A 20,350-nucleotide genomic window follows, 5' to 3' on the forward strand; every position below is an offset into this window, starting at 1 on the left:
TAAGCAGATTTTATAAATCCGCAGGGGCGGTTTCCGACCGACTCGCGCAATGTCTGCAGCGCGGGAGTCGGCTCAAGTCCTCAGGACGAAAGGAAGTCCACCTTGCCCTGCCCGACTCAGACGAGGCGACCGTGGCCGATCGCAGACTCCAGGTTTTTCACGCAGTAGCCAAGCACGGCTCGTTCACCCGCGCAGCCGAGCATCTTTTCATGACCCAGCCGGCGGTCACGTTCCAGATCAAGCAACTCGAGGAGCACTTCGACACGCGTCTGCTGGAACGGGGCCATGGACGGGTCGGACTCACGCCGGCGGGTGAGATCGTGCTTGCCTATGCCGAACGGATCCTCGATCTGTCCGAGGAGCTCGAATCGCGCGTATCCGAACTCACGGATGAACTCGCCGGTACCTTGACGATCGGCACCAGCACGACCATCGCAGCATATTGGCTGCCGCGACTGCTTGAGACCTTCAAGCGCAGCTATCCGCGTGTGGTGCCGCGCGTCATCGTCGGCAACTCGGAGCTGACCGAAGACCGGGTGGCATCCCGTGACATCGACCTCGGCCTGATCGAGATCGTCAGCGATCAGCCTGCCATCGAGCGCAGGCGTGCGGCACGCGATGAACTGCTCGTCATCTGCCAGCCCGGCCACCCGTTGTCCGAGAAGTCGTCCCTGGAGGCATCCGACCTGCTGCTCCATCCCTTCATCACGCGTGATCCGGGCAACGCCATTCGTGAGCTTGCCGAAAACTTTTTTGAAGCGGCCGACATAGGCATCGATCAGCTGATGGTCTGCGCCGAGCTCGGGAGCCTGGCGACGGTCAAGTATCTCGCGTCACAGGGCCTCGGCTTTGCGATCGCTTCGAAGGCCGCGATACAGCGCGACCTGCGGGAGGGGCGACTTGCCGCGATACCGCTCGAGCCGCGGTTGTACACGCCGTTGGAAGTGATCGTTCCCAAGGACAAGTTCCGATCCAGACTGATCACCGTCTTCGCCGATCATGCCGTCGAGCAACTGGCCGACATGTCCACCGAGGGCTCGGAGGACGACTGATGGCCAGGGCCAGGACCGCATATGTGTGCGCCGACTGCGGCGCCCAGTCTCCGCGTTGGCAGGGTCAGTGTCCGCAGTGCAAGTCGTGGAACACGATCGCCGAAACCGTGCTGGAGCAGGGCACCCCGAGCGGTAGCCGATTCGCCGCACTGGCGGGTAGCGTGGGACGACTCAGTTCCCTGGCCGAGCTGGAGCCCCGCGAGGAGCCACGCGTCCCGACGGGGATCGACGAGTTCGACCGCGTGCTCGGCGGCGGTCTGGTACAGGGCGGGGTGGTGCTGATCGGTGGCGATCCCGGTATAGGCAAGTCCACACTGTTGCTGCAGGCCCTCGCGATGCTGGCTGTGCGCGAGTCGGCGATCTACGTGAGTGGCGAGGAGTCCGGCGAGCAGGTCGCACTGCGTGCGCGCCGGGTCCAACTCGATCCGGCCGGGCTGCAGTTGCTGCCCGAGATCAATCTGGAGCGGATCATCGCCGTGCTGACCGAAGCGCGTCCGCGCATCGCGGTCATCGATTCGATCCAGACCGTCTATTCCGAGGTACTGCAGTCGCCACCGGGCTCGGTCGCCCAGGTGCGCGAATGCGCCGCGCAACTGACCCGTTTCGCGAAACAGAGCGGCACCAGCCTGATCCTGGTCGGACATGTCACAAAAGACGGCACGCTGGCCGGACCGCGCGTGCTGGAACACATCGTCGATACCGTGCTTTACTTCGAGGGCGACACCCATTCCAGCTTTCGGCTGGTGCGCGCGTTCAAGAATCGTTTTGGCGCGGTGAACGAACTCGGCGTCTTTGCAATGACCGATCGCGGCCTGCGCGGGGTCAGCAATCCGTCCGCGATCTTTCTGTCACAGCACGAACAGCAGGTTTCGGGCAGTTGCGTGCTGATCACGCAGGAAGGCACACGCCCGATGCTGGTCGAGATCCAGGCGCTGGTAGATGGCGCTCAGAGCCCCAATCCCCGGCGTCTGACGGTCGGGCTTGAACAGAACCGTCTCGCGATGCTGCTCGCGGTGCTGCATCGCCATGCTGGGGTGGTGTGCTTCGACCAGGACGTCTTCGTCAATGCGGTGGGCGGTGTCAAGATCGCAGAACCTGCGGCCGACCTCGCGGTGCTGCTCGCGATCGTATCGTCGCTGCGCAGCAGGATTCTTCCGCGGGGTCTGGCCGTCTTCGGAGAGGTCGGGCTGGCCGGCGAGATCCGGCCCGCACCCAGGGGCCAGGAAAGGCTCAAGGAAGCGGCGAAGCTGGGCTTCACGACTGCGATCATTCCGAAGGCCAACGCGCCGAAGCAGGCCCCGGAAGGCATGCGGATCATCGCAGTCGACAGGATCGAGCAGGCGATCGAGCGTGCCCGTGAGATCGAGGCGTGATCCCTGCGCTCGGATCCGCAGCGGGTCCGGTTCGACGACCGACCTTGGTGGTAGAGGCAGGTCGAAGGGCAACGATCCGACGCTATAGTTTACATAATACAGATTATCGCGGTTGTGATGACGGCAGATACGATGAGAACTGCCGTTGCGTTCGAACTCCAGCCCAGCCTCCGGAATACGAATGTGTCGGAGATTTTTACATTGAGTGGATTAGCGAGACCTTTTCCACGCTTATCCGCGATTTAGTCATTTGAAAACGAAATACTATCTTTTTCCAGGCGCGATTATTGCTCGTGCAGCATTCGAGAAGACAAACAAAAGCCGGCCGAATCATGAGTGGGCCTTGCCTTGTAATGGGAGCGAAAATGAACCACCCTGGACCGGATCAGCGGATCGACTTTGCGATGCGCCAGTTCGTCGGCAAGATCATCGATTATCTGATGGCCGGCGGCGATCACGCCAACGCGATGATGAACATGACCGAGCGCGGTGTTCCTCACGAGGTGCAGCGACGTGTCATCGAAGGCAACGCGACGCGGATCTGAGTTGGGGTCGATGACGCTCCCGATCGGGTCGTCGCGTCGCGAAGCGTTCGGTTGGAGTCATCCTCACCATCCCCTTTTCCTGGTCGGGCTCCGGCTGCCAGGCCTGCTGAACGTCAGCCCGCGCAGACCCCATTGAGAATTGTCCGGACTCTCGCCATCGCCTCCTGCAACACCTTTTCGATGCTGTCGAACTCGATACGCTGTTCACTTGTCGCGCGTCCCGCCGCGTGGTTCGCGACGACGTTGATGGCCGCATAGGGCAAACCGAGCTCACGCGCAAGCGCCGCTTCGGGCATGCCCGTCATGCCGACCAGGTCGGCACCGTCGCGCTCGAGCCGGTCGATCTCGGCCGCCGTCTCCAGACGGGGGCCCTGGGTCGCGGCATATACGCCACCATCGAAAACCGACTCCCCCGATGCGCGCGCGGCGTCCAGGATGCGCTGACGAAGTGCCTGATCGTAAGGGTTGGTGAAATCGATGTGGTGGACCGGCTGATCGATGTCATCGAAGAAGGTACTGACCCTGCCCCATGTGTAATCGATGATCTGGTGCGGTACGACCAGCTTTCCGGGTCCGAACTCCGCCCGGATGCCACCCACGGATGCCACCGACACGATCTCCGTCGCCCCGACCTGCCTGAGCGCCCAGATATTGGCGCGATAATTCACCTGATGAGGGGCAATCGTGTGCCCGTCGCCGTGTCGCGCCAGAAACACGATCGGCTTATCGCGCAGCGTGCCGAAAAGGAGCGCGCCGGACGGTGCCCCGTAGGGCGTTCGTGCAACTTCTCGTCGCACGATTTCCAGGGAGGACAAGCGGGTCAGGCCGCTTCCGCCGATGATCGCGAGCATATGCGCAGGTCTCCGTTGAGGGCGGTCAGATTCTAGCATGGGGGTGTTCTGCGTACCCCTCGGCCGGGCTCGATCGCCTGGCCATCATTCGATGTTGCAGTGCCGCAGCTCATGCTATAATTATCGACTTTTCAATTACTTCTGGTTTTCCCATGTCCCGCGCCATTCGCAATATCGCCATCATCGCCCACGTCGACCATGGCAAGACCACGCTGGTGGACCAGTTACTGCGTCAGTCCGGCACCTTCGCCGCGCACCAGGCGCTGTCGGAACGGGTCATGGACAGCAACGACATCGAGCGGGAACGGGGCATCACGATTCTCGCCAAGAATTGCGCGATCAGGTACAAGGATACCCATATCAACATCGTCGACACGCCGGGACACGCCGATTTCGGTGGCGAGGTCGAGCGCGTGCTGTCGATGGTCGATGGTGTGCTGCTGCTGGTCGATGCCGTCGAGGGTCCGATGCCGCAGACCCGGTTCGTGACCCGCAAGGCGCTTGCGCTGGGTCTGAAGCCGATTGTCGTGATCAACAAGATCGACCGGCCGGGTGCCCGTCCGGACTGGGTGATCAATCACACCTTCGATCTGTTCGACAAACTGGGCGCCAGCGAGGAGCAACTCGATTTCCCGGTCGTATTCGCATCGGCACTGAACGGCTATGCGATGCTCGATTCCAGCCAGACGGGCACCGACATGCAGCCGCTGTACGAGGCCATCCTCGAGTTCGTGCCGCCACCCGAGGTGTCCCGTGACGGGCCTCTTCAGCTCCAGATCTGTTCGCTGGACTACTCGACCTACATCGGTCAGCTCGGCATCGGGCGAATCAAACGCGGCAGCATGCGCCCCAACCAGGAAGTGGTCGTCATGTACGGCGACCAGAATCGCGGCAAGGCCCGCATCGGTCAGATCCTGACCTTCACCGGGCTCGAGCGCAGCGCGGCCGACTACGCCGAGGCGGGCGACATCGTGCTGGTCTCCGGTATCGAACAGGTCGGAATCGGTGTGACGCTCTGCGATCCGGAGCGCCTCGAGGGTTTGCCGCCGATCGCGGTCGATGAACCGACGCTGACGATGAATTTCATGGTCAACTCCTCTCCGCTGGCCGGTCGCGAAGGCAAGTTCGTGACCAGTCGTCAGATTCGCGAGCGACTCGAGAAGGAATTGCTGAAAAACGTTGCATTGCGGGTCGAATACACAAACGATTCGGACGTCTTCATGGTATCCGGCCGAGGTGAGCTGCACCTGACGATTCTGCTCGAGAACATGCGTCGCGAAGGCTTCGAGCTCGCGGTGGGTCGTCCACGCGTGGTGTTCAAGGACATCGACGGCGTCAAGTGCGAGCCATACGAGATGCTCACGGTCGACGTCGAGGAGGATCACCAGGGCGCGATCATGGAGGAACTGGGTCGTCGCCGCGGCGAGCTGCTGGACATGCAGTCGGATGGGAAGGGTCGTTGCCGGCTCGAGTACCGCATTCCTGCGCGCGGCCTCATCGGATTCCAGGGTGAATTCCTGACGCTGACCCGTGGCACGGGCCTGGCCAGCCATGTCTTCGACGACTACGGTCCGATGGCCGGCGCGATCGCGGATCGTCGCAACGGCGTGCTGATCTCGCAGGAAAACGGACAGGCGGTCGCCTACGCACTTTGGAAACTGCAGGATCGAGGCCGGATGTTCGTCAACCACAACGACCCGGTCTATGAAGGCATGATCATCGGTATCCACTCCCGTGACAACGACCTGGTCGTGAATCCGATCAAGGGCAAGCAGCTGACCAACGTGCGTTCGTCGGGCACCGACGAGGCCGTGCGACTGGTTCCGCCGATTGGCTTGACGCTGGAGTCCGCGATCGAGTTCATCGCCGACGACGAACTGGTCGAAATCACGCCCCGATCGATCCGGCTGCGCAAGCGTTACCTCAGCGAGAACGATCGCAAGCGTGCCGCCAAGAGCGACGCCTGATCAAAGCGGGTAGTCTGCAGGAAAAGAAAATGGCGCCGATTCCGGGCGCCATTTTCTTCTCTTGGGCTGCGGACCGCGTCCAGCTCAGCTCGCAGCCCCGCCCTGCTCCCGCGCGGCCAGATATGCGGCAAAGTCCGTGCTGACCTCCGGATGCCGAAGCGCGAATTCCACCGTGGCCTTCAGATAGCCCAGTTTGGAGCCGCAATCGAAGCGTTGCCCCTTGAACTGATAGGCCTGCACCGCCTCCTCCTTGAGCAGTGAAGCGATCGCGTCGGTGAGCTGCAGCTCGCTGCCTGCGCCGGGTTTCAGGTTGCGCAGATGCTGGAAGATCCGGGGCGTCAGGATGTAGCGGCCGACCACCGCCTGCGTGGTCGGCGCATCTTCCGGTTTCGGCTTTTCGACGATGCCGGTGACGCGCTGAAGATCGCCTGCCTGGCCCTCGGTGCTGACGATGCCGTACTGTCGCGTATCCTCGCGCGGCACGTTCATCGTGCCGAGAACCGAGCAGCGATTGTAATTGTAGACGCCGACCATCTGTTGCAGGATCGGATCGCCCCCGTGATTGTCGAGCAGGTCGTCCGCGAGAATCACCGCGAAGGCTTCGTCGTCACTGATCACGTGCGACGCACACAGCACGGCATGGCCGAGGCCGAGTGCCTCGGACTGGCGGATGTAGATGCAGTTCACGCCTGCCGGCACCGTCTTGCGTACCAGTTCGAGCATCGCGTGCTTGCCGCGCGCTTCGAGTTCGGTCTCGAGCTCGTAGGCCTTGTCGAAGTGGTCCTCGATCGCGCGCTTGGTACGCCCGGTGATGAAAATCATCTCGGTGATGCCGGCAGCGACGGCCTCCTCCACCGCATACTGAATCAGTGGCTTGTCGACGATGGGGAGCATTTCCTTCGGGCTGGCCTTGGTCGCGGGTAGGAAGCGGGTGCCCATCCCGGCAACCGGGAATACGGCCTTGGTGATCTTCTTCATGAACGGTGGAATCTCCGTGATATGGAACGTGGTTGCTCGGTTTTCATTCAGTTTTCAGTCGTTTCGTCTTCAGCGCACAGCGCCTGCAGGTCCGCCTCAGCCAGCACCGGGATGCCGAGTTCCTCGGCCTTCGCAAGCTTGGAGCCGGCGTCCGCGCCGGCGACGACATAGTCGGTCTTCTTCGATACCGAACCGCTGACCTTGCCGCCATGCGCTTCGATCAGGGCTTTGGCCTGGTCACGACTCATGGTCGGTAGCGTGCCGGTCAACACCAGGGTCCTGCCGGTCAGGCGCTGCGAGCGAAGCTGGGTCGGCTCGCGCTCGTCCCAGCTCAGACCGCAGGCGCGCAACTGTTCGATGACCTCGCGGTTGTGCGCCTCGGCGAAGAATTCGACGATGCTGCGCGCAACCACCGGTCCCACGTCGTTGATCTGCTGCAGTGCCGTCTGGTCTGAGTCCATCAGCGCGTCAAGACTGCCGAAGTGCCGGGCGAGATCCTTGGCGGTCGTTTCGCCGACATTACGAATGCCGAGCGCGAAGATGAAGCGGGCGAGCGTCGTGTGACGGCTCCTGTCGATCGCGGCCAGCAGGTTCGACGCGGATTTCTCGCCCATGCGCGCCAGATTGGCCAGCTTGACGATGCCGAGACGGTAGAGGTCGGCTGGCGTGCGCACGATTGCCGCGTCGACCAATTGTTCGATCAGCTTGTCGCCCAGGCCATCGATGTCGACCGCTCGGCGGCTGGCGAAATGGATCAGCGCCTGTTTTCGTTGCGCCGGACAAAACAGGCCGCCGGAGCACCGGGAGATCGCCTCGTCCTCGCCACGAACGACATGCGAGCCACACACCGGACAGGTGCCGGGCATCACGAACGGTCGCTCGGTGCCGCTGCGGCGCTCGACGATCGGTGCGACCACCTCGGGGATCACGTCTCCCGCCCGTCTGACGATGACCTGGTCACCGATCAGCAAACCCTTGCGGCGAATCTCGTCTTCATTGTGCAGGGTCGCATTCGTGACGGTGGCGCCCCCGACGAACACCGGCCTCAGACGCGCGACCGGCGTCAGTGCACCGGTCCGTCCGACCTGGATCTCGATGTCGATCAGTTCGGTCAGCTCTTCCTGGGCCGGATACTTGTGCGCGACCGCCCAGCGGGGTTCGCGCGACACGAAACCCAGTTCGCGCTGCAGGTCGATGCGATTGACCTTGTACACCACGCCGTCGATGTCGTACGGCAAGTCGTTTCGCAGTGCCTCGATCCGCGCATGGAATGTTATCAGACCCTCCGGACCGCTGGACACCACACGATGTTCGCATACCGGCACGCCGAAGGCGGTCAGCGCGGCCAGCAGCCCGGCCTGCGTACCGGACGACGCAAATCCGACCTGCTCGCCGATGCCGTAAGCGAAGAAGGACAGTGGACGGCGTGACGCGATGCGAGGGTCGAGCTGACGCACCGCGCCGGCGGCCGCGTTGCGCGGATTGACGAAGGTCTTCTCGCCGGCCGCGCGCTGACGCCGATTGAGCGCATCGAAGTCGGCCCGCCGCATATAGATCTCGCCCCGGATTTCGATGACGGCGGGCGCGGGGCCCGTCAGTTTCAGCGGGATCTGACGGATGGTGCGGATGTTGTGGGTGACGTCTTCACCGGTCTCGCCGTCGCCGCGGGTCGCTGCCCGCACTAACGCGCCGTGCTCGTAGCGCAGGCTGATCGCGAGTCCGTCGAACTTGAGTTCGCCCAGGTACTCGACCGCAGGATCGCCGGGTGTCAGCCCGAGCGCATTGCGGACCCGGGCGTCGAAGTTCCGGACGCCTTGTGCAGTGGTGTCGGTCTCGGTGCGGATGGACAGCATCGGTACCGCATGGCGCACCGCACCGAGTTCCGGCAGCGCCGCGCCGCCGACCCGCTGAGTCGGCGAATCTGGTGACTGCAACTCCGGGTGCGCCGACTCGAGCGCCTGCAGTTCCGCGAACAGACGGTCGTACTCTGCGTCCGGCACGGTCGGCGCATCGAGCACATAGTAGGCGTGGTTATGGCGGTCGAGCATCTCCCTGAGCAGGGCGACCCGCTCCGCGACTGCGGAAGCCGCTGCCTTCATGCAGAGAACAGACGACTTGCGAGCGGACCGCCAGACGGGATGTCGCGGCTTACCATCTGCGCCTGGAACTGCTTGATCTGGTTACGGATGACCGATGCGGCTTCGGGACCGAACGGCGTGCGGTTGTCGTCCACGATGCTGCCGTGCAGCGTGTCGGCCAGTTGTGTGGCCTGTCGCATCATGCGATCGAAGGAGCCGACACCGTCGGCGACCAGCGGAACGTCGATCAGCAAGGTCAGCCCGCTGGTGCGCAGATTGCGCATTTCGCCGGCAGAGAACAGCCCTTCCTCGAGGTTCGAAAGCGTGAACAATGTTCGCCCGTCATCGTCGAGTGCATGGAATGCCCCGTCGTCTCCGAGCGTCATGCCGCCTGCCTCGGCCAGCGCGCGAATCTTCGTACCGACGAAGGGCTCGCCGTTAGACACGACATTGATGCCAACCTGGATGTCCACGCTGGCGCAGAACTGATCCAGCTCCGCAGCGCTCGCAAGGGCCGCCGCCCGGGCCGGAATGTCGGCGGGCACCGCGAGAAAATGATCGGACACCATCTGTATGCCGCTGGCGAAGAGCTGGAAGTCCTGCTCGCCGATTGCACCACGCCGGTCGACCATCTGCAGTGCGGCGCAGAACCAGTGATAGGCCCCGGCGCTGTGCGCGGTCAGAGCCCGCCACACGTTCTCGCGGTCATCGAACGCAAACCAGCGCACCGGCTTGTCGAGCGCCTGCAACTGCTCGCGTTGCGCTGACCACAGGCGGGGTGCGTCGAGGGCCTCGATCGATTCGATGCGAATCACGCAATCGACACGGGTATCGATTGCATCCGGGACGCCGGGCGTGCTGTGGCGTCCCGACGGCTGCGCCGGGGCCGGCGTGGCTACCGGTCGCGGAGCGGAGATGATGCCCTCGTCGAATTCATCGTCGCTGTTTGCACGCGGTTCGACACGGCCCGTCTTGCGGGCAGTCTGTTGCTCGAGCAGCACATCCCGATGTTCCGACCTGAAGGCCCGTTCGGCGTGCTGGCGGTGTTTGCGCTCCTGCCATTTGTTGTAGGCGATGATGCCAATGACAGCCGCCACCCCGAGTGCGACCAATCCGATCTGCAATTCGCTATCCATTGTCCTTCCCGATATAAAGCGCTCCGTCTGCGATCGCGAAGCCTTCGTCAGCAGTATTCCGTGTTCGAATCGTCGTTGAAACCGTTTTTACCATTGATCACGCGCGTCAGGCTTCGACGGCCTCCGCCAGTCGCAGGGCCTCCTCGATGTCGACTTCCACCACGCGCGACACGCCTTGCTCCTGCATCGTCACGCCGACCAGCTGTTGCGCGATTTCCATCGTGACCTTGCTGTGACTGATGAATACGAACTGGGTCTGCGACGCCATTCGTTTGACCATCTGACAATACCGTTCAGTGTTGGCATCGTCCAGTGGGGCATCGACCTCGTCAAGCATACAGAACGGCGCCGGATTGAGCTGAAACATCGAAAAGACCAGCGCAATCGCGGTCAGCGCCTTTTCGCCGCCCGAAAGCAGATGAATCGAAGCGTTCTTCTTCCCGGGTGGCTGCGCGACTATCTGGATGCCCGCATCCAGGATCTCGTCGCCGGTCAGCACCAGGCGCGCCTGGCCCCCGCCGAACAGTTGCGGAAACAACTGGCCGAAGTGACGTGTGACCGTATCGTAGGTTTCCTGCAATTGTTCGCGGGTTTCTCTATCGATGCGCCGAATCGCGTCTTCGAGCGTGCCGATCGCCTCGCTCAGATCGTCGTTCTGGGCGTCCAGGTAGGCCTTTCGCTGTTGCGCGGTGCGTAGCTCGTCCAGTGCGGCCAGGTTGACCTGGCCGAGATCGGCGATCTCGCGGGCCAGGCGCGTCACCTCGCGTTGCAGCGTGGCCTCCCGCAAGTCGGGCGACAGCAAGGGCATCAAGGCCGCCTCATCGGCCTCGGCCTCGGCCAGGCGCTCGGCGTACTGGGCCGTGGCCATTTCGGCCGCCTGCACGGCGAGGCGCAATTCGCCGACCCGGACTCGCGCCGGCGCGGCCTCCTGTTCGGTGCGCAGGCGCATTTCCTCGATCTGCTTCAGGCGTGCAGCGGCCTGCTCCTGCGCGTCACGACAGGCGGCGAGCGCCGTCTCGCGCGATTGCCGCACGCCCAGTGCCTGCTGCAATGCGCTGGCGCTGCGGCTGCTGTCGGTTGCGGTCAGCTCCTGTTCTCGAAGCGTGATTTCGCGCGCAATGCGGTCGAGTTGTTCCAGCGCCAGTTGCAGGTTGCGCGCGATGTCATCCAGTTTGCCGGCACATTCCCGCTCGGAGAAACGGGCTTCCTGCAGTTCGCGCGCGCTCGCCTGCTCCAGCGCACCCGTCTCTTTCAGCACGCGCTCACGCTCCGCGAGTATGTCGAGCGCTGCGTTCAACCTGTCATGCTGGAGTTCACCGAGTTCGGCGCAACGGGCAAGCTCCATGTCGGCACGCGCCAGGTGCTCGCGTTCGGTGGATTCGAGATGAACGAGGTCCGACAGATCGCGTTCGATCTGTTCGCTTTTCTCCTGCGCCCGCTGTCGTGCCTGGGTCAGTTTGAGCAGCGTCACCTGCTCGCCATGCAAATACTGCTGATCATTCTGCAATTCGCGGCGAAGCGCATTGGCCCGGTCGTTGAGTTCGGCTGCACGAGCCTCGGCCGACACCAGCGCATCGTGGGCGAGCTGCGCATCACGTTCGGTCACCAGCAGCTCCGAGCCGAGCGTCTCGATCTCACGCTGACGTTCCATGACCCCGTGGGTGCGGCTGTCCGGCGCATAGTGGCCAAGCATGTGTCGGGCCAGAACCCGTCCCCGCGCATCCACCAGCGTGACGCCGCACGCCAGCTCCATGCGACGATCGATCCAGTCCTCGAGTCGATCGACGACGAAGCACTCGGCCAGCCACCCCTGCAACACCGGCCGCAATGCGGCATCGGTGATCGAGATCCGATCCAGCAAGGGCGTCGCACCGGCAGGCGCCGGAACCGGAACCCCGGATGAATCCGCCGGCACATCGCCGAATGCGATCGACACCGATTCGGGCGGCGCGGCCTCGAAGACCGCCTGCACCGCCGACGACACATCGCCGGTCAGCGCCGAAACACGGTCCTGCAACATCGTTTCGACTGCGAGCTCCCAGCCCGACTCGACCCGCAGGCCCTGCCACAGCGGGACCAGCGCGTCCAGTCGATGCCGCCGCAACCAGTCACCGAGCTTGCCCTGCGACTGCACCCGCGACTGCAGTTGCATCAGCGCATCGCGGCGGGCGCGAAGTTCGGTGAGACGACGTTGCCGCTGCTTTTCGTTCTCGAGGGCGCCTTTCAGCGTGTGCTGCGCATCGGGCAAGCGGGCCTGGAGCGCGACGAGTTCCTCGCGTTTGGTGAGCAGGGCGGCCTCGAGGGCCTCCACCTTGCGCTCCGCCTCGGCCACGCGTACCGGCTCGGGCCCATCGATCTGTCCGCGCTCGCCTTCCAGCCTTGCGCGGCGCTGACCGAGTGCGTCCAGCGCGCGAGTCGCGCTCGTCCGATTCGCCTCTTCGACCCTGAGCTGCTGTTCGGTCTGGCCGAGCTCGCGTCGCGCGGCTGCGACCGTCGAATTGGCAGCGTGATGCGCCCCCTCGGACTCGGGCAGCTGCAATGCGACCTCGGCGTGTCGCGCATCCGACCGTTCGACGCGCATCCGGGCGTTGTCCAGCAGGGTTTGCCAGCGTTGCTGGTCGTGCCGCTGGGCTTGCTGTCTGCCCGCCCAGTGTTGCTGTTCGGCGGCCAGCTCCAGCAGCCGCTTTTCGAGACGCGCCCGGGCGTCATCCAAGTGTCTGAGTTCGCCCTCGAGGCGGCTGACCTCGGCCGACGCCGCATAGAGTGCGCTCTGCGCTTCGTGCGTGTGTTCGGAGGATGCGAAGTGCGCCTCGCGCACGGCCTCGACTTCGGATTCGAGTGCCTGCAGCCGGGCACTGTCCGACTCCATGCGCGCGCTCAGCTGGTTCAGTTCGGTGGCAAGCGTTTGCTGCTCATGCCGGGCTTCCTCGCGCTTAAGCAACCACAGCAGTTGCTGGCGCTGTACATGCGCGGCGTTCAGATCCCGATAGCGCGTGGCCACCTCGGCCTGGGTCGCCAGATGCGCGATGCGCTCGACCAGTTCGTTGCGGATGTCGTCGAGGCGGGTAAGGTTGTCACGCGCATCCGACAGTCGCCCCTCGGTCTCGCGTCGGCGCTCGCGATACTTGGTGACTCCCGCCGCCTCTTCGAGAAAACCGCGGATCTCCTCCGGTTTGGCCTCGATGATGCGCGAGATCATGCCCTGCTCGATGATCGCATAGGCGCGCGGTCCAAGACCCGTGCCGAGGAACAGGTCCACCACGTCCTTGCGTCGCACATGCACATTGTTGATGTGGTACGACGATTCGCCGCTGCGATCAAGCACCCGCTTGACCGAAATCTCTGCGTACCGGGTCCACTGCCCGGCCGCCCTGCCCTCGGCGTTGTCGAAAACGAGTTCCACGCTCGCACGCGACACCGGTTTGCGCGTGGTCGAACCGTTGAAGATGACATCCTGCATCGATTCGCCGCGCAGCGCACTGGCCCGCGTTTCTCCGAGCACCCAGCGGACTGCATCGATGATATTGGACTTGCCGCAACCGTTCGGGCCGACTACTCCCACCAGGTTGCCCGGTGTCAGCACGGTCGTGGGGTCGACGAAGGTCTTGAAACCGGCAAGTTTGAGCTTGGTGAGACGCACGTCGGAGCGTTTTTGCGGCAGCGGTTATCGAGGCGACGCATGATAACATTGAAGCTTAATGGCCTTCCGGCCCGTTCGGCATGACAGGCGACGAATCCGCCGTTGCAAGGTCGGCGGACGGGCGGAGCCCGTCCCTTGCCCCTCTCCATGCGAAATTCATCGAGCGTGAATCCGAATCTCGACCGTCTCCATCCCTATCCCTTCGAGAAACTCCGCGCCCTGTTCGACGGGATCGTCCCCACGGCCGATCTGGCGCCGATCAGGTTGTCGATCGGCGAACCCCGTCATGCGACGCCGGCCTTCATCATTCAGGCGGTGGCCGACAACCTGAGCGGCCTGGCGAGCTACCCGAGCACACAGGGCGGCGAAGCGCTGCGTGATGCGATCGCGGCCTGGCTGATGCGTCGCTACGGCCTGGCCACGGTCGATCCGGCGACCCAGGTGCTGCCGGTCACCGGTTCCCGCGAAGCGCTGTTCGCGTTCGGGCAGTGTGTGATCGACGGATCGCGCGCGAACGCAAAGGTGCTGTGTCCCAACCCCTTCTATCAGATCTACGAAGGCGCGGCCTTGCTGGCGGGTGCAACGCCGGTGTTCATCAATAATGTAGCCAATGAGGATTTCGGCTCCGATTTCGCATCGGTGCCGGCGTCGGTCTGGCCGGATGTACAACTGGTGTACGTCTGCTCGCCGGGAAATCCGACCGGACGGGTACTGACGCAGCACGAATGGAGCACCTTGTTCGAGTTGTCGGACCATCATGGTTTCGTGATCGCCGCCGACGAGTGTTACTCGGAGATCTATTTCGACGACGACAAGCCGATCGGCGCGCTCGAGGCTGCACAGCGGGCGGGACGCAGCGATTTTCGCAACCTCGTCATGTTCTCGAGTCTGTCGAAGCGCTCGAACGTGCCGGGCATGCGTTCGGGATTCATCGCCGGCGACGCCCGGATTCTGAAATCCTTCCTGCGCTATCGGACCTATCATGGCTGCGCGATGAGCCCGACGATCCAGGCCGCGTCGGTCGCGGCATGGAACGACGAAGCGCATGTCCAGGAGAACCGTCGTCTGTATCGTCAGAAGTTCGACGCGGTCATTCCTGTTCTCGCGCCCCACCTCGCTGTCGCGCGACCCGAGGCCGGTTTCTATCTGTGGGCGCCGACGCCTGTCGCAGACACCGACTTCGCCCGACGCCTGCAGGCTGAATATAATGTGACCGTTCTGCCAGGCAGCTACCTGGCCCGCGAGGCCGATGACATCAATCCGGGCGCCGGTTTCGTGCGCATCGCGCTGGTCGCCGAACTCGACCAGTGTGTCCAGGCCGCAGAGCGGATCGCGCACTTTTGCACCACCCTGTGACAATCACTGACGGAAACCCTCATGCAAGAAATCCAGAAGATCATCGATGAAGCCTTCGACAACCGTGCCGATCTGTCGCCAGCGTCCGCGCCCACCAAGGTCCGCGATGCAGTCGCCACCGTCATCGCGGGCCTGGATGACGGGAGTCTGCGAGTCGCCTCGAAGGTCGACGGCCAGTGGGTGGTCAACCAGTGGATCAAGAAGGCGGTGCTGATCTCCTTCCGCCTGGCAGACAATCAGGTCATGGCCGGGGGGGCGAACCAGTACTTCGACAAGGTGCCGACCAAGTTCGGTGACTACACGCCCGAGCAGTTCCGCGAAGGGGGTTTTCGGGTGGTCCCGCCCGCAGTCGCGCGCAAGGGCAGCTTCATCGCGAAGAACGTCGTGCTGATGCCGTCCTATGTGAACATCGGCGCGTATGTCGGTGAAGGCACGATGGTCGATACCTGGGCGACGGTCGGTTCCTGCGCGCAGATCGGCAGGAACGTGCATCTGTCGGGCGGCGTCGGAATCGGCGGCGTACTCGAGCCCGTGCAGGCGGGACCGGTCATCATCGAGGACAATGTGTTCGTCGGTGCGCGCTCCGAGGTGGTCGAGGGCGTCATCGTCGAGGAGAATGCGGTACTGTCGATGGGGGTCTACATCGGCATGAGCACGAAGATCTATGATCGCGAGACGGGTGAAGTGCATTACGGACGCGTGCCTGCCGGTTCGGTCGTGGTGCCCGGCAGCCTCCCGTCGGCCGATGGCAAGTACAGTCTGTATTGTGCGGTCATCGTGAAGAAGGTCGATGCGCAGACCCGCGCCAAGACCGGAATCAACGAACTGCTCAGAGGCGCCTGATCACGACACTTTGACGACCGTCGGGTCTGTTCCGGCGGCACCCGAATCCCGAACCGGAGAAGCGTGACGATGATCTTCGAAAAACTGTTCCAGCTGATGGCCGAGAAACGGGCCTCCGACATCTACGTCTCCGCGGGCGCGCCGATTCATATCAAGATCGAGGGGCACACGGTACCGATCAATCAGCAGATCATGGATCCGGCCATGATCCGGAAGATGCTGTACGAACTCATCACGCCGGAGCAGGCGGCCAACTTCGAGAAGAAGCGTGAACTGAACATCTCGCACGGAGTTCGCGATCTCGGCAACTTCCGCATCAATGCGTTCTGGCAACGAGGTAGCATCAGCATCGTCATGCGCTTCATCCAGAGCGACATCCCGACACTGAGCGAGCTGGGTCTGCCGGCGGTCCTCGCGGATATCGTGATGGAAAAGCGTGGACTGGTGCTGGTGGTCGGTTCCACCGGTTCGGGCAAGTCGACCACGCTGGCATCCATGCTCGATTACCGCAACCGCAATCGGTCCGGACACATCCTGACCGTCGAGGACCCGATCGAATACCTGTTCAAGCATCGCAAATCCGTCGTCAACCAGCGCGAAGTCGGCATCGACACCGAAAGCTGGGACGAAGCGTTGCGCAACGCGATGCGACAGGCTCCGGACTGCATCCTGATCGGTGAGATCCGGGATCGCGAGACCATGGAAGCCGGTCTCGCCTACGCGCAGACCGGACACCTGTGTCTGGCGACCCTGCATGCAAACAACGCGTATCACGCGCTGAACCGGATCGTGAACTTCTTCCCGCTCGAGAGCCGTTCTCTGCTCTATCTCGATCTGGCGGTCGCCTTGCGCTGCATCATGTCTCAGCGCCTGGTACGCAAGCCCGACGGCACGCGGATCCCGTCGGTCGAGATCCTGATGAACACCCGCCACCTGTCCGAATTGATCGAACAGGGCGAGCTCATGGAGATCAAGGAGGCCATGGAGCAGAGTCTCGCGCCGGGCTCCCAGACGTTCGAGCAGGACCTGTTCAGGCTGTATCAGGAAAAAACCATCTCGCTGGACGAGGCGCTGGCCAACGCCGATTCTCCGACCAACCTGTCCTGGCTGATCAACAACGGCCAGTTCGGAAACGAGAACGCAAGCGAGGTAGAGAAGAGGCAGAACGCCAATCTCGAGTTCGATCGTACGGAGACCGATGGCGCTTCGTTCCGGGAGTTCTCCCTGCACGTGGACAGGAACGACTGAACCCCGGACGCAGCAGCCGAGCCGGACCGATCCCCGAAAGCGCCTGAGACACGGGCGATGGACCGGTCGCCTGCGAGCGGCTTCCCGGGGCGACAACAACAATACGGACCATGACAAACCACCCTCCCTCCCCCACGCTGGCGCTGGCCAGTCAACTCATCGCGCGACCCTCCATCACGCCCGACGATTCCGGTTGTCTGGACCTCATCCGCGCGCGTCTCGCACCGCTGGGGTTCACGTTCGAGCGGATCGATGCAGGCGGCGTCAGCAATCTGTGGGCTCGGCGCGGCAGTGCATCGCCGATCGTGTGCTTCGCCGGTCATACCGATGTCGTTCCGACCGGGCCACTCGAACGGTGGAACAGCCCGCCGTTCGAACCGACGATCCGCGCTGGCATGCTCTACGGTCGGGGTGCGGCCGACATGAAGACCTCGCTGGCGGCCTTCGTGACCGCGATCGAGCGCTTCGTTGCGGGATGCTCCGCGTATCGGGGTTCGGTCGCGCTGCTGCTGACCTCGGATGAAGAGGGCGTGGCCACCCATGGCACGGTCAAGGTGGTGGAGGCGCTGGTCGACCGTGGAGAGCGGCTCGACTACTGCATCGTCGGTGAGCCGACGTCAGTCGAACGTCTGGGTGACATGATCAAGAACGGCCGGCGCGGTTCATTGTCCGGGACGCTGCGAGTCAAGGGTCAGCAGGGCCATGTCGCCTACCCGCATCTGGCGCGCAACCCGATACACGAGCTCGCGCCGGCACTGGCGGAACTGGCCGCGGTGCGATGGGATGACGGCAACGAATTCTTTCCGCCGACGACCTGGCAGATTTCGAACATCCATGCCGGAACCGGTGCGAACAACGTGATTCCGGGCGAGTGCGAGCTGATGTTCAACTTCCGCTTCGCATCGGTGAGCAGTGCCGAATCGCTGAAGGCACGCACCCATGAGATCCTCGATCGGCACAGCCTGGCGTACGAGCTCGACTGGCATCTTTCCGGGAAACCATACCTGACCGGCCGGGGTCGGCTGGTCGCGGCGCTGACGCAAGCCATCCGCGACGAACTCGGTATCGATACCAAACTGTCGACCACCGGGGGCACCTCGGACGGGCGTTTCATCGCGGACATCTGCGACGAGGTCGTCGAGTTCGGCCCGATCAACGCCACCATCCACAAACTGAACGAATGCGTACCGGTGGATTCGATGGAACCGCTTGCCGCGGTCTATCGCCGTACGCTGACGCTGCTGCTGTCGCCGGAAGGGCAATGACATGAGCGATCCGATCGACCTTCCGGACGATGAGCATGAACACGAACTCGGCCCGCTGGCCGAGTTGGTCACGTTGCGGGACTGGCTCCGGTACGCGGTGAGTCGCTTCAACCGCGAGAAGCTGTTCTTTGGCCACGGCTGCACGGACGCGTACGACGAAGCGGCCTGGTTGCTGCTGCATACGCTGTCGCTGCCACTCGAACGGCTGGAACCGTTTCTGGACGCCTGCATCACCGCCGAGGAACGCGAGACCCTGCTGGCAGCGATCGAGCGTCGCGTCGTCGAGCGTGTGCCGACCGCGTACATTACGCAGGAAGCCTGGCTGGGGGACTTCCAGTTCCATGTCGATGAGCGTGTGATCGTGCCGCGATCCTACTTTGCCGAGCTCCTGGGCGAAGGCCTGGCACCATGGATCGCCGACGAGCATGCGGTGGAGAACGTCCTCGACCTGTGCACCGGCTCGGGCTGTCTGGCGATCCTGATGGCGCACGTGTTCCCGAATGCGCACGTAGTGGGCGCCGATCTGTCGCCGGATGCGCTCGACGTGGCCCGCATCAACCGTGCGCGCTACGCGCTCGAGCAACGGATCGAACTGGTGCGCAGTGACGTGTTCGAAGGCTTGGCCGAACGACGCTTCGAGCTGATCGTCAGCAATCCGCCCTATGTCACCGCCGACGCAATGGCGTGTTTGCCAGCGGAATATCTGCATGAACCTCGCATGGCGCTCGAGGCGGGCGCGGACGGACTGGACGTGGTCAGGAAAATCATCGCCCAGGCGCGGGCGCACCTGAGCGCCGACGGTGTACTTGCAGTCGAAGTGGGTCATAATCGCGCCATAGTGGATGCCGCATTTCCCGATCTGCCGCTGGTGTGGCTTTCGGCAGGCGCCACGCAGGATGCGGTTTTCGTCATTGCTGCAGCCGATCTTCCCGAAGAGCCCACCACGTGATGCCGCGCTTTGCCGCCACGGTCGGACCGCTCATCGTCCGATCAGTTGACCAAGCCCAAGACGAGTGAGACATGATTGCCGAACGCCCGATCCTGCTGGTCGAAGACAACCCGGATGACGAGGCGCTGACGCTACGCGCTTTCGGCAAGAATGCTCTTGCAAATCCGGTCGTGGTCGCACGCGATGGAGTGGAGGCGATCGACTACCTGTTCGGGACGGGGGACAATGCCGGCCGGGACAGGCATGTGATGCCGGCGGTGGTCCTTCTGGATCTGAAGTTGCCCCGCATCGACGGTCTCGAGGTGTTGCGGCGGATCCGGGCCGACGAGCACACGACCCTCCTTCCGGTGGTCGTGCTCACCACGTCGGGTGAGCCGCGCGACATCGAGCAGGCCTATCAACTCGGCGCTAACAGCTATATCCGGAAACCGGTCGACTACCAGGATTTCGTAAAGTCGGTGAATGCGATCCTGAACTACTGGTTGCAGTTGAACGAGCCTTCCGCCAGCACCTGATCGGACACCCGGGGTGACGGCGGCCTGGGCATCACACCCGGGGCAGGTCGCCTCCGACAGGCTCCCGGAGCAGTTCTTCGATCTTCGGCGAAAGTTCGTCTGGACGCGTCGTCGGCGCGAAGCGTCCGACCACCCGGCCTGTCCGGTCGACCAGGAATTTGGTGAAATTCCACTTGATCGCCTCGGTTCCCAGTACGTGCTGACGCGGTCAGGTACTTGAACAGCGGATGCGCGTCCGACCCGTTCACGTCGATCTTCGCGCTGACCGGAAAGCCGACATCGTACCGGGTGCGGCAGAACTCGGCGACTTCCTGGGCATCACCCGGTTCCTGACCGCCGAACTGATTGCACGGAAATGCGATCACCGAGAAACCGCGCGCCCCGTATGTCTGCTGGAGTTGCTGCAGGCCCTCGTATTGCGGCGTGAATCCGCACTGGCTTGCAGTATTCACGAGCAACAGCACATCCCCGTCGAACCTCGCCAGTGGCAACGGCTCGCCATCGATCGTGGCGATGTCGAACTCATAGACGCTTCCCTCACCCGGATTGGTCAT

Annotated in this window: 16 protein-coding genes; 10 read left to right on the plus strand and 6 right to left on the minus strand. The window is 63.3% G+C overall.

What is annotated here, in order from left to right:
* Window positions 1–131: 131 nt before the first annotated feature.
* From ACKVEX_RS09410 to ACKVEX_RS09420, 3 genes are all read left to right on the plus strand, one after another.
* A complete protein-coding gene (locus ACKVEX_RS09410) occupies window positions 132–1,052 on the plus strand; it encodes a LysR family transcriptional regulator (RefSeq protein WP_473215459.1) in 921 nt (306 codons plus the stop codon).
* Window positions 1,052–2,425, plus strand: coding sequence for a DNA repair protein RadA (gene radA / locus ACKVEX_RS09415; RefSeq protein WP_473215460.1), 1,374 nt, complete (start codon window positions 1,052–1,054; stop codon window positions 2,423–2,425). The genes ACKVEX_RS09410 and radA overlap by 1 nt, the downstream gene beginning before the upstream one ends.
* A 365-nt stretch (window positions 2,426–2,790) precedes the next feature.
* Window positions 2,791–2,970: a hypothetical protein gene (locus tag ACKVEX_RS09420; protein ID WP_473215461.1), complete on the plus strand. Its 180-nt coding sequence runs from the start codon at window positions 2,791–2,793 to the stop codon at window positions 2,968–2,970.
* A gap of 113 nt (window positions 2,971–3,083) precedes the next feature.
* Here ACKVEX_RS09420 and ACKVEX_RS09425 read toward each other — a convergent pair whose 3' ends face one another.
* Window positions 3,084–3,821 carry an S-methyl-5'-thioinosine phosphorylase gene (locus ACKVEX_RS09425; protein ID WP_473215462.1) on the minus strand — a complete coding sequence of 246 codons (738 nt, stop codon included), beginning with the start codon at window positions 3,819–3,821 and terminating at the stop codon, window positions 3,084–3,086.
* A gap of 152 nt (window positions 3,822–3,973) precedes the next feature.
* Between ACKVEX_RS09425 and typA the strand changes: the two genes are divergently transcribed.
* Window positions 3,974–5,788 carry a translational GTPase TypA gene (typA, locus tag ACKVEX_RS09430; protein WP_473215463.1) on the plus strand — a complete coding sequence of 605 codons (1,815 nt, stop codon included), beginning with the start codon at window positions 3,974–3,976 and terminating at the stop codon, window positions 5,786–5,788.
* An 84-nt stretch (window positions 5,789–5,872) separates the two neighbouring features.
* Here typA and galU read toward each other — a convergent pair whose 3' ends face one another.
* From galU to smc, 4 genes are all read right to left on the minus strand, one after another.
* On the minus strand, window positions 5,873–6,766 hold the full coding sequence (galU, locus tag ACKVEX_RS09435; protein ID WP_473215464.1) for a UTP--glucose-1-phosphate uridylyltransferase GalU: 894 nt from the start codon (window positions 6,764–6,766) through the stop codon (window positions 5,873–5,875).
* A gap of 47 nt (window positions 6,767–6,813) precedes the next feature.
* Window positions 6,814–8,865 carry an NAD-dependent DNA ligase LigA gene (ligA, locus tag ACKVEX_RS09440; protein ID WP_473215465.1) on the minus strand — a complete coding sequence of 684 codons (2,052 nt, stop codon included), beginning with the start codon at window positions 8,863–8,865 and terminating at the stop codon, window positions 6,814–6,816.
* Entirely contained in the window at window positions 8,862–9,980 is a 1,119-nt protein-coding gene (locus ACKVEX_RS09445; protein WP_473215466.1) for a cell division protein ZipA, read from the minus strand. Before ACKVEX_RS09445 ends, ligA begins: the two co-directional genes overlap by 4 nt.
* 106 nt (window positions 9,981–10,086) lie before the next feature.
* Window positions 10,087–13,620 (minus strand): chromosome segregation protein SMC, encoded by a 3,534-nt coding sequence (gene smc / locus ACKVEX_RS09450; protein ID WP_473215467.1) that lies wholly within the window; start codon window positions 13,618–13,620, stop codon window positions 10,087–10,089.
* Between the two features lie 165 nt (window positions 13,621–13,785).
* On the opposite strand from smc, the gene dapC reads away from it, so the two are divergent.
* From dapC to ACKVEX_RS09480, 6 genes are all read left to right on the plus strand, one after another.
* Window positions 13,786–14,976, plus strand: a complete 1,191-nt coding sequence (gene dapC / locus ACKVEX_RS09455) for a succinyldiaminopimelate transaminase (protein ID WP_473215468.1) — start codon at window positions 13,786–13,788, stop codon at window positions 14,974–14,976.
* 21 nt (window positions 14,977–14,997) lie between these two features.
* Complete coding sequence (dapD, locus tag ACKVEX_RS09460; protein WP_473215469.1) at window positions 14,998–15,819, plus strand: 2,3,4,5-tetrahydropyridine-2,6-dicarboxylate N-succinyltransferase; 822 nt, start codon at window positions 14,998–15,000, stop codon at window positions 15,817–15,819.
* Window positions 15,820–15,888: 69 nt separating this feature from the next.
* A complete protein-coding gene (locus tag ACKVEX_RS09465) occupies window positions 15,889–17,067 on the plus strand; it encodes a PilT/PilU family type 4a pilus ATPase (protein ID WP_473215470.1) in 1,179 nt (392 codons plus the stop codon).
* A gap of 110 nt (window positions 17,068–17,177) precedes the next feature.
* The gene (gene dapE / locus ACKVEX_RS09470; RefSeq protein ID WP_473215471.1) at window positions 17,178–18,332 is read left to right on the plus strand and encodes a succinyl-diaminopimelate desuccinylase; all 1,155 of its coding nucleotides are present in this window, start codon (window positions 17,178–17,180) and stop codon (window positions 18,330–18,332) included.
* Between the two features lies 1 nt (window position 18,333).
* Window positions 18,334–19,281: a 50S ribosomal protein L3 N(5)-glutamine methyltransferase gene (prmB, locus tag ACKVEX_RS09475; RefSeq protein ID WP_473215472.1), complete on the plus strand. Its 948-nt coding sequence runs from the start codon at window positions 18,334–18,336 to the stop codon at window positions 19,279–19,281.
* A gap of 71 nt (window positions 19,282–19,352) precedes the next feature.
* Window positions 19,353–19,796 carry a response regulator gene (locus ACKVEX_RS09480; protein WP_473215473.1) on the plus strand — a complete coding sequence of 148 codons (444 nt, stop codon included), beginning with the start codon at window positions 19,353–19,355 and terminating at the stop codon, window positions 19,794–19,796.
* Here the strand turns inward: ACKVEX_RS09480 and ACKVEX_RS09485 are convergent.
* Complete coding sequence (locus tag ACKVEX_RS09485) at window positions 19,757–20,350, minus strand: glutathione peroxidase (protein ID WP_473215474.1); 594 nt, start codon at window positions 20,348–20,350, stop codon at window positions 19,757–19,759. The two genes, ACKVEX_RS09480 and ACKVEX_RS09485, sit on opposite strands and share 40 nt — an antisense overlap.

Source organism: Denitraticella aggregata (genome assembly GCF_048158365.1).
Classification (GTDB): Bacteria; Pseudomonadota; Gammaproteobacteria; order Burkholderiales; family Rhodocyclaceae; genus Azoarcus_F.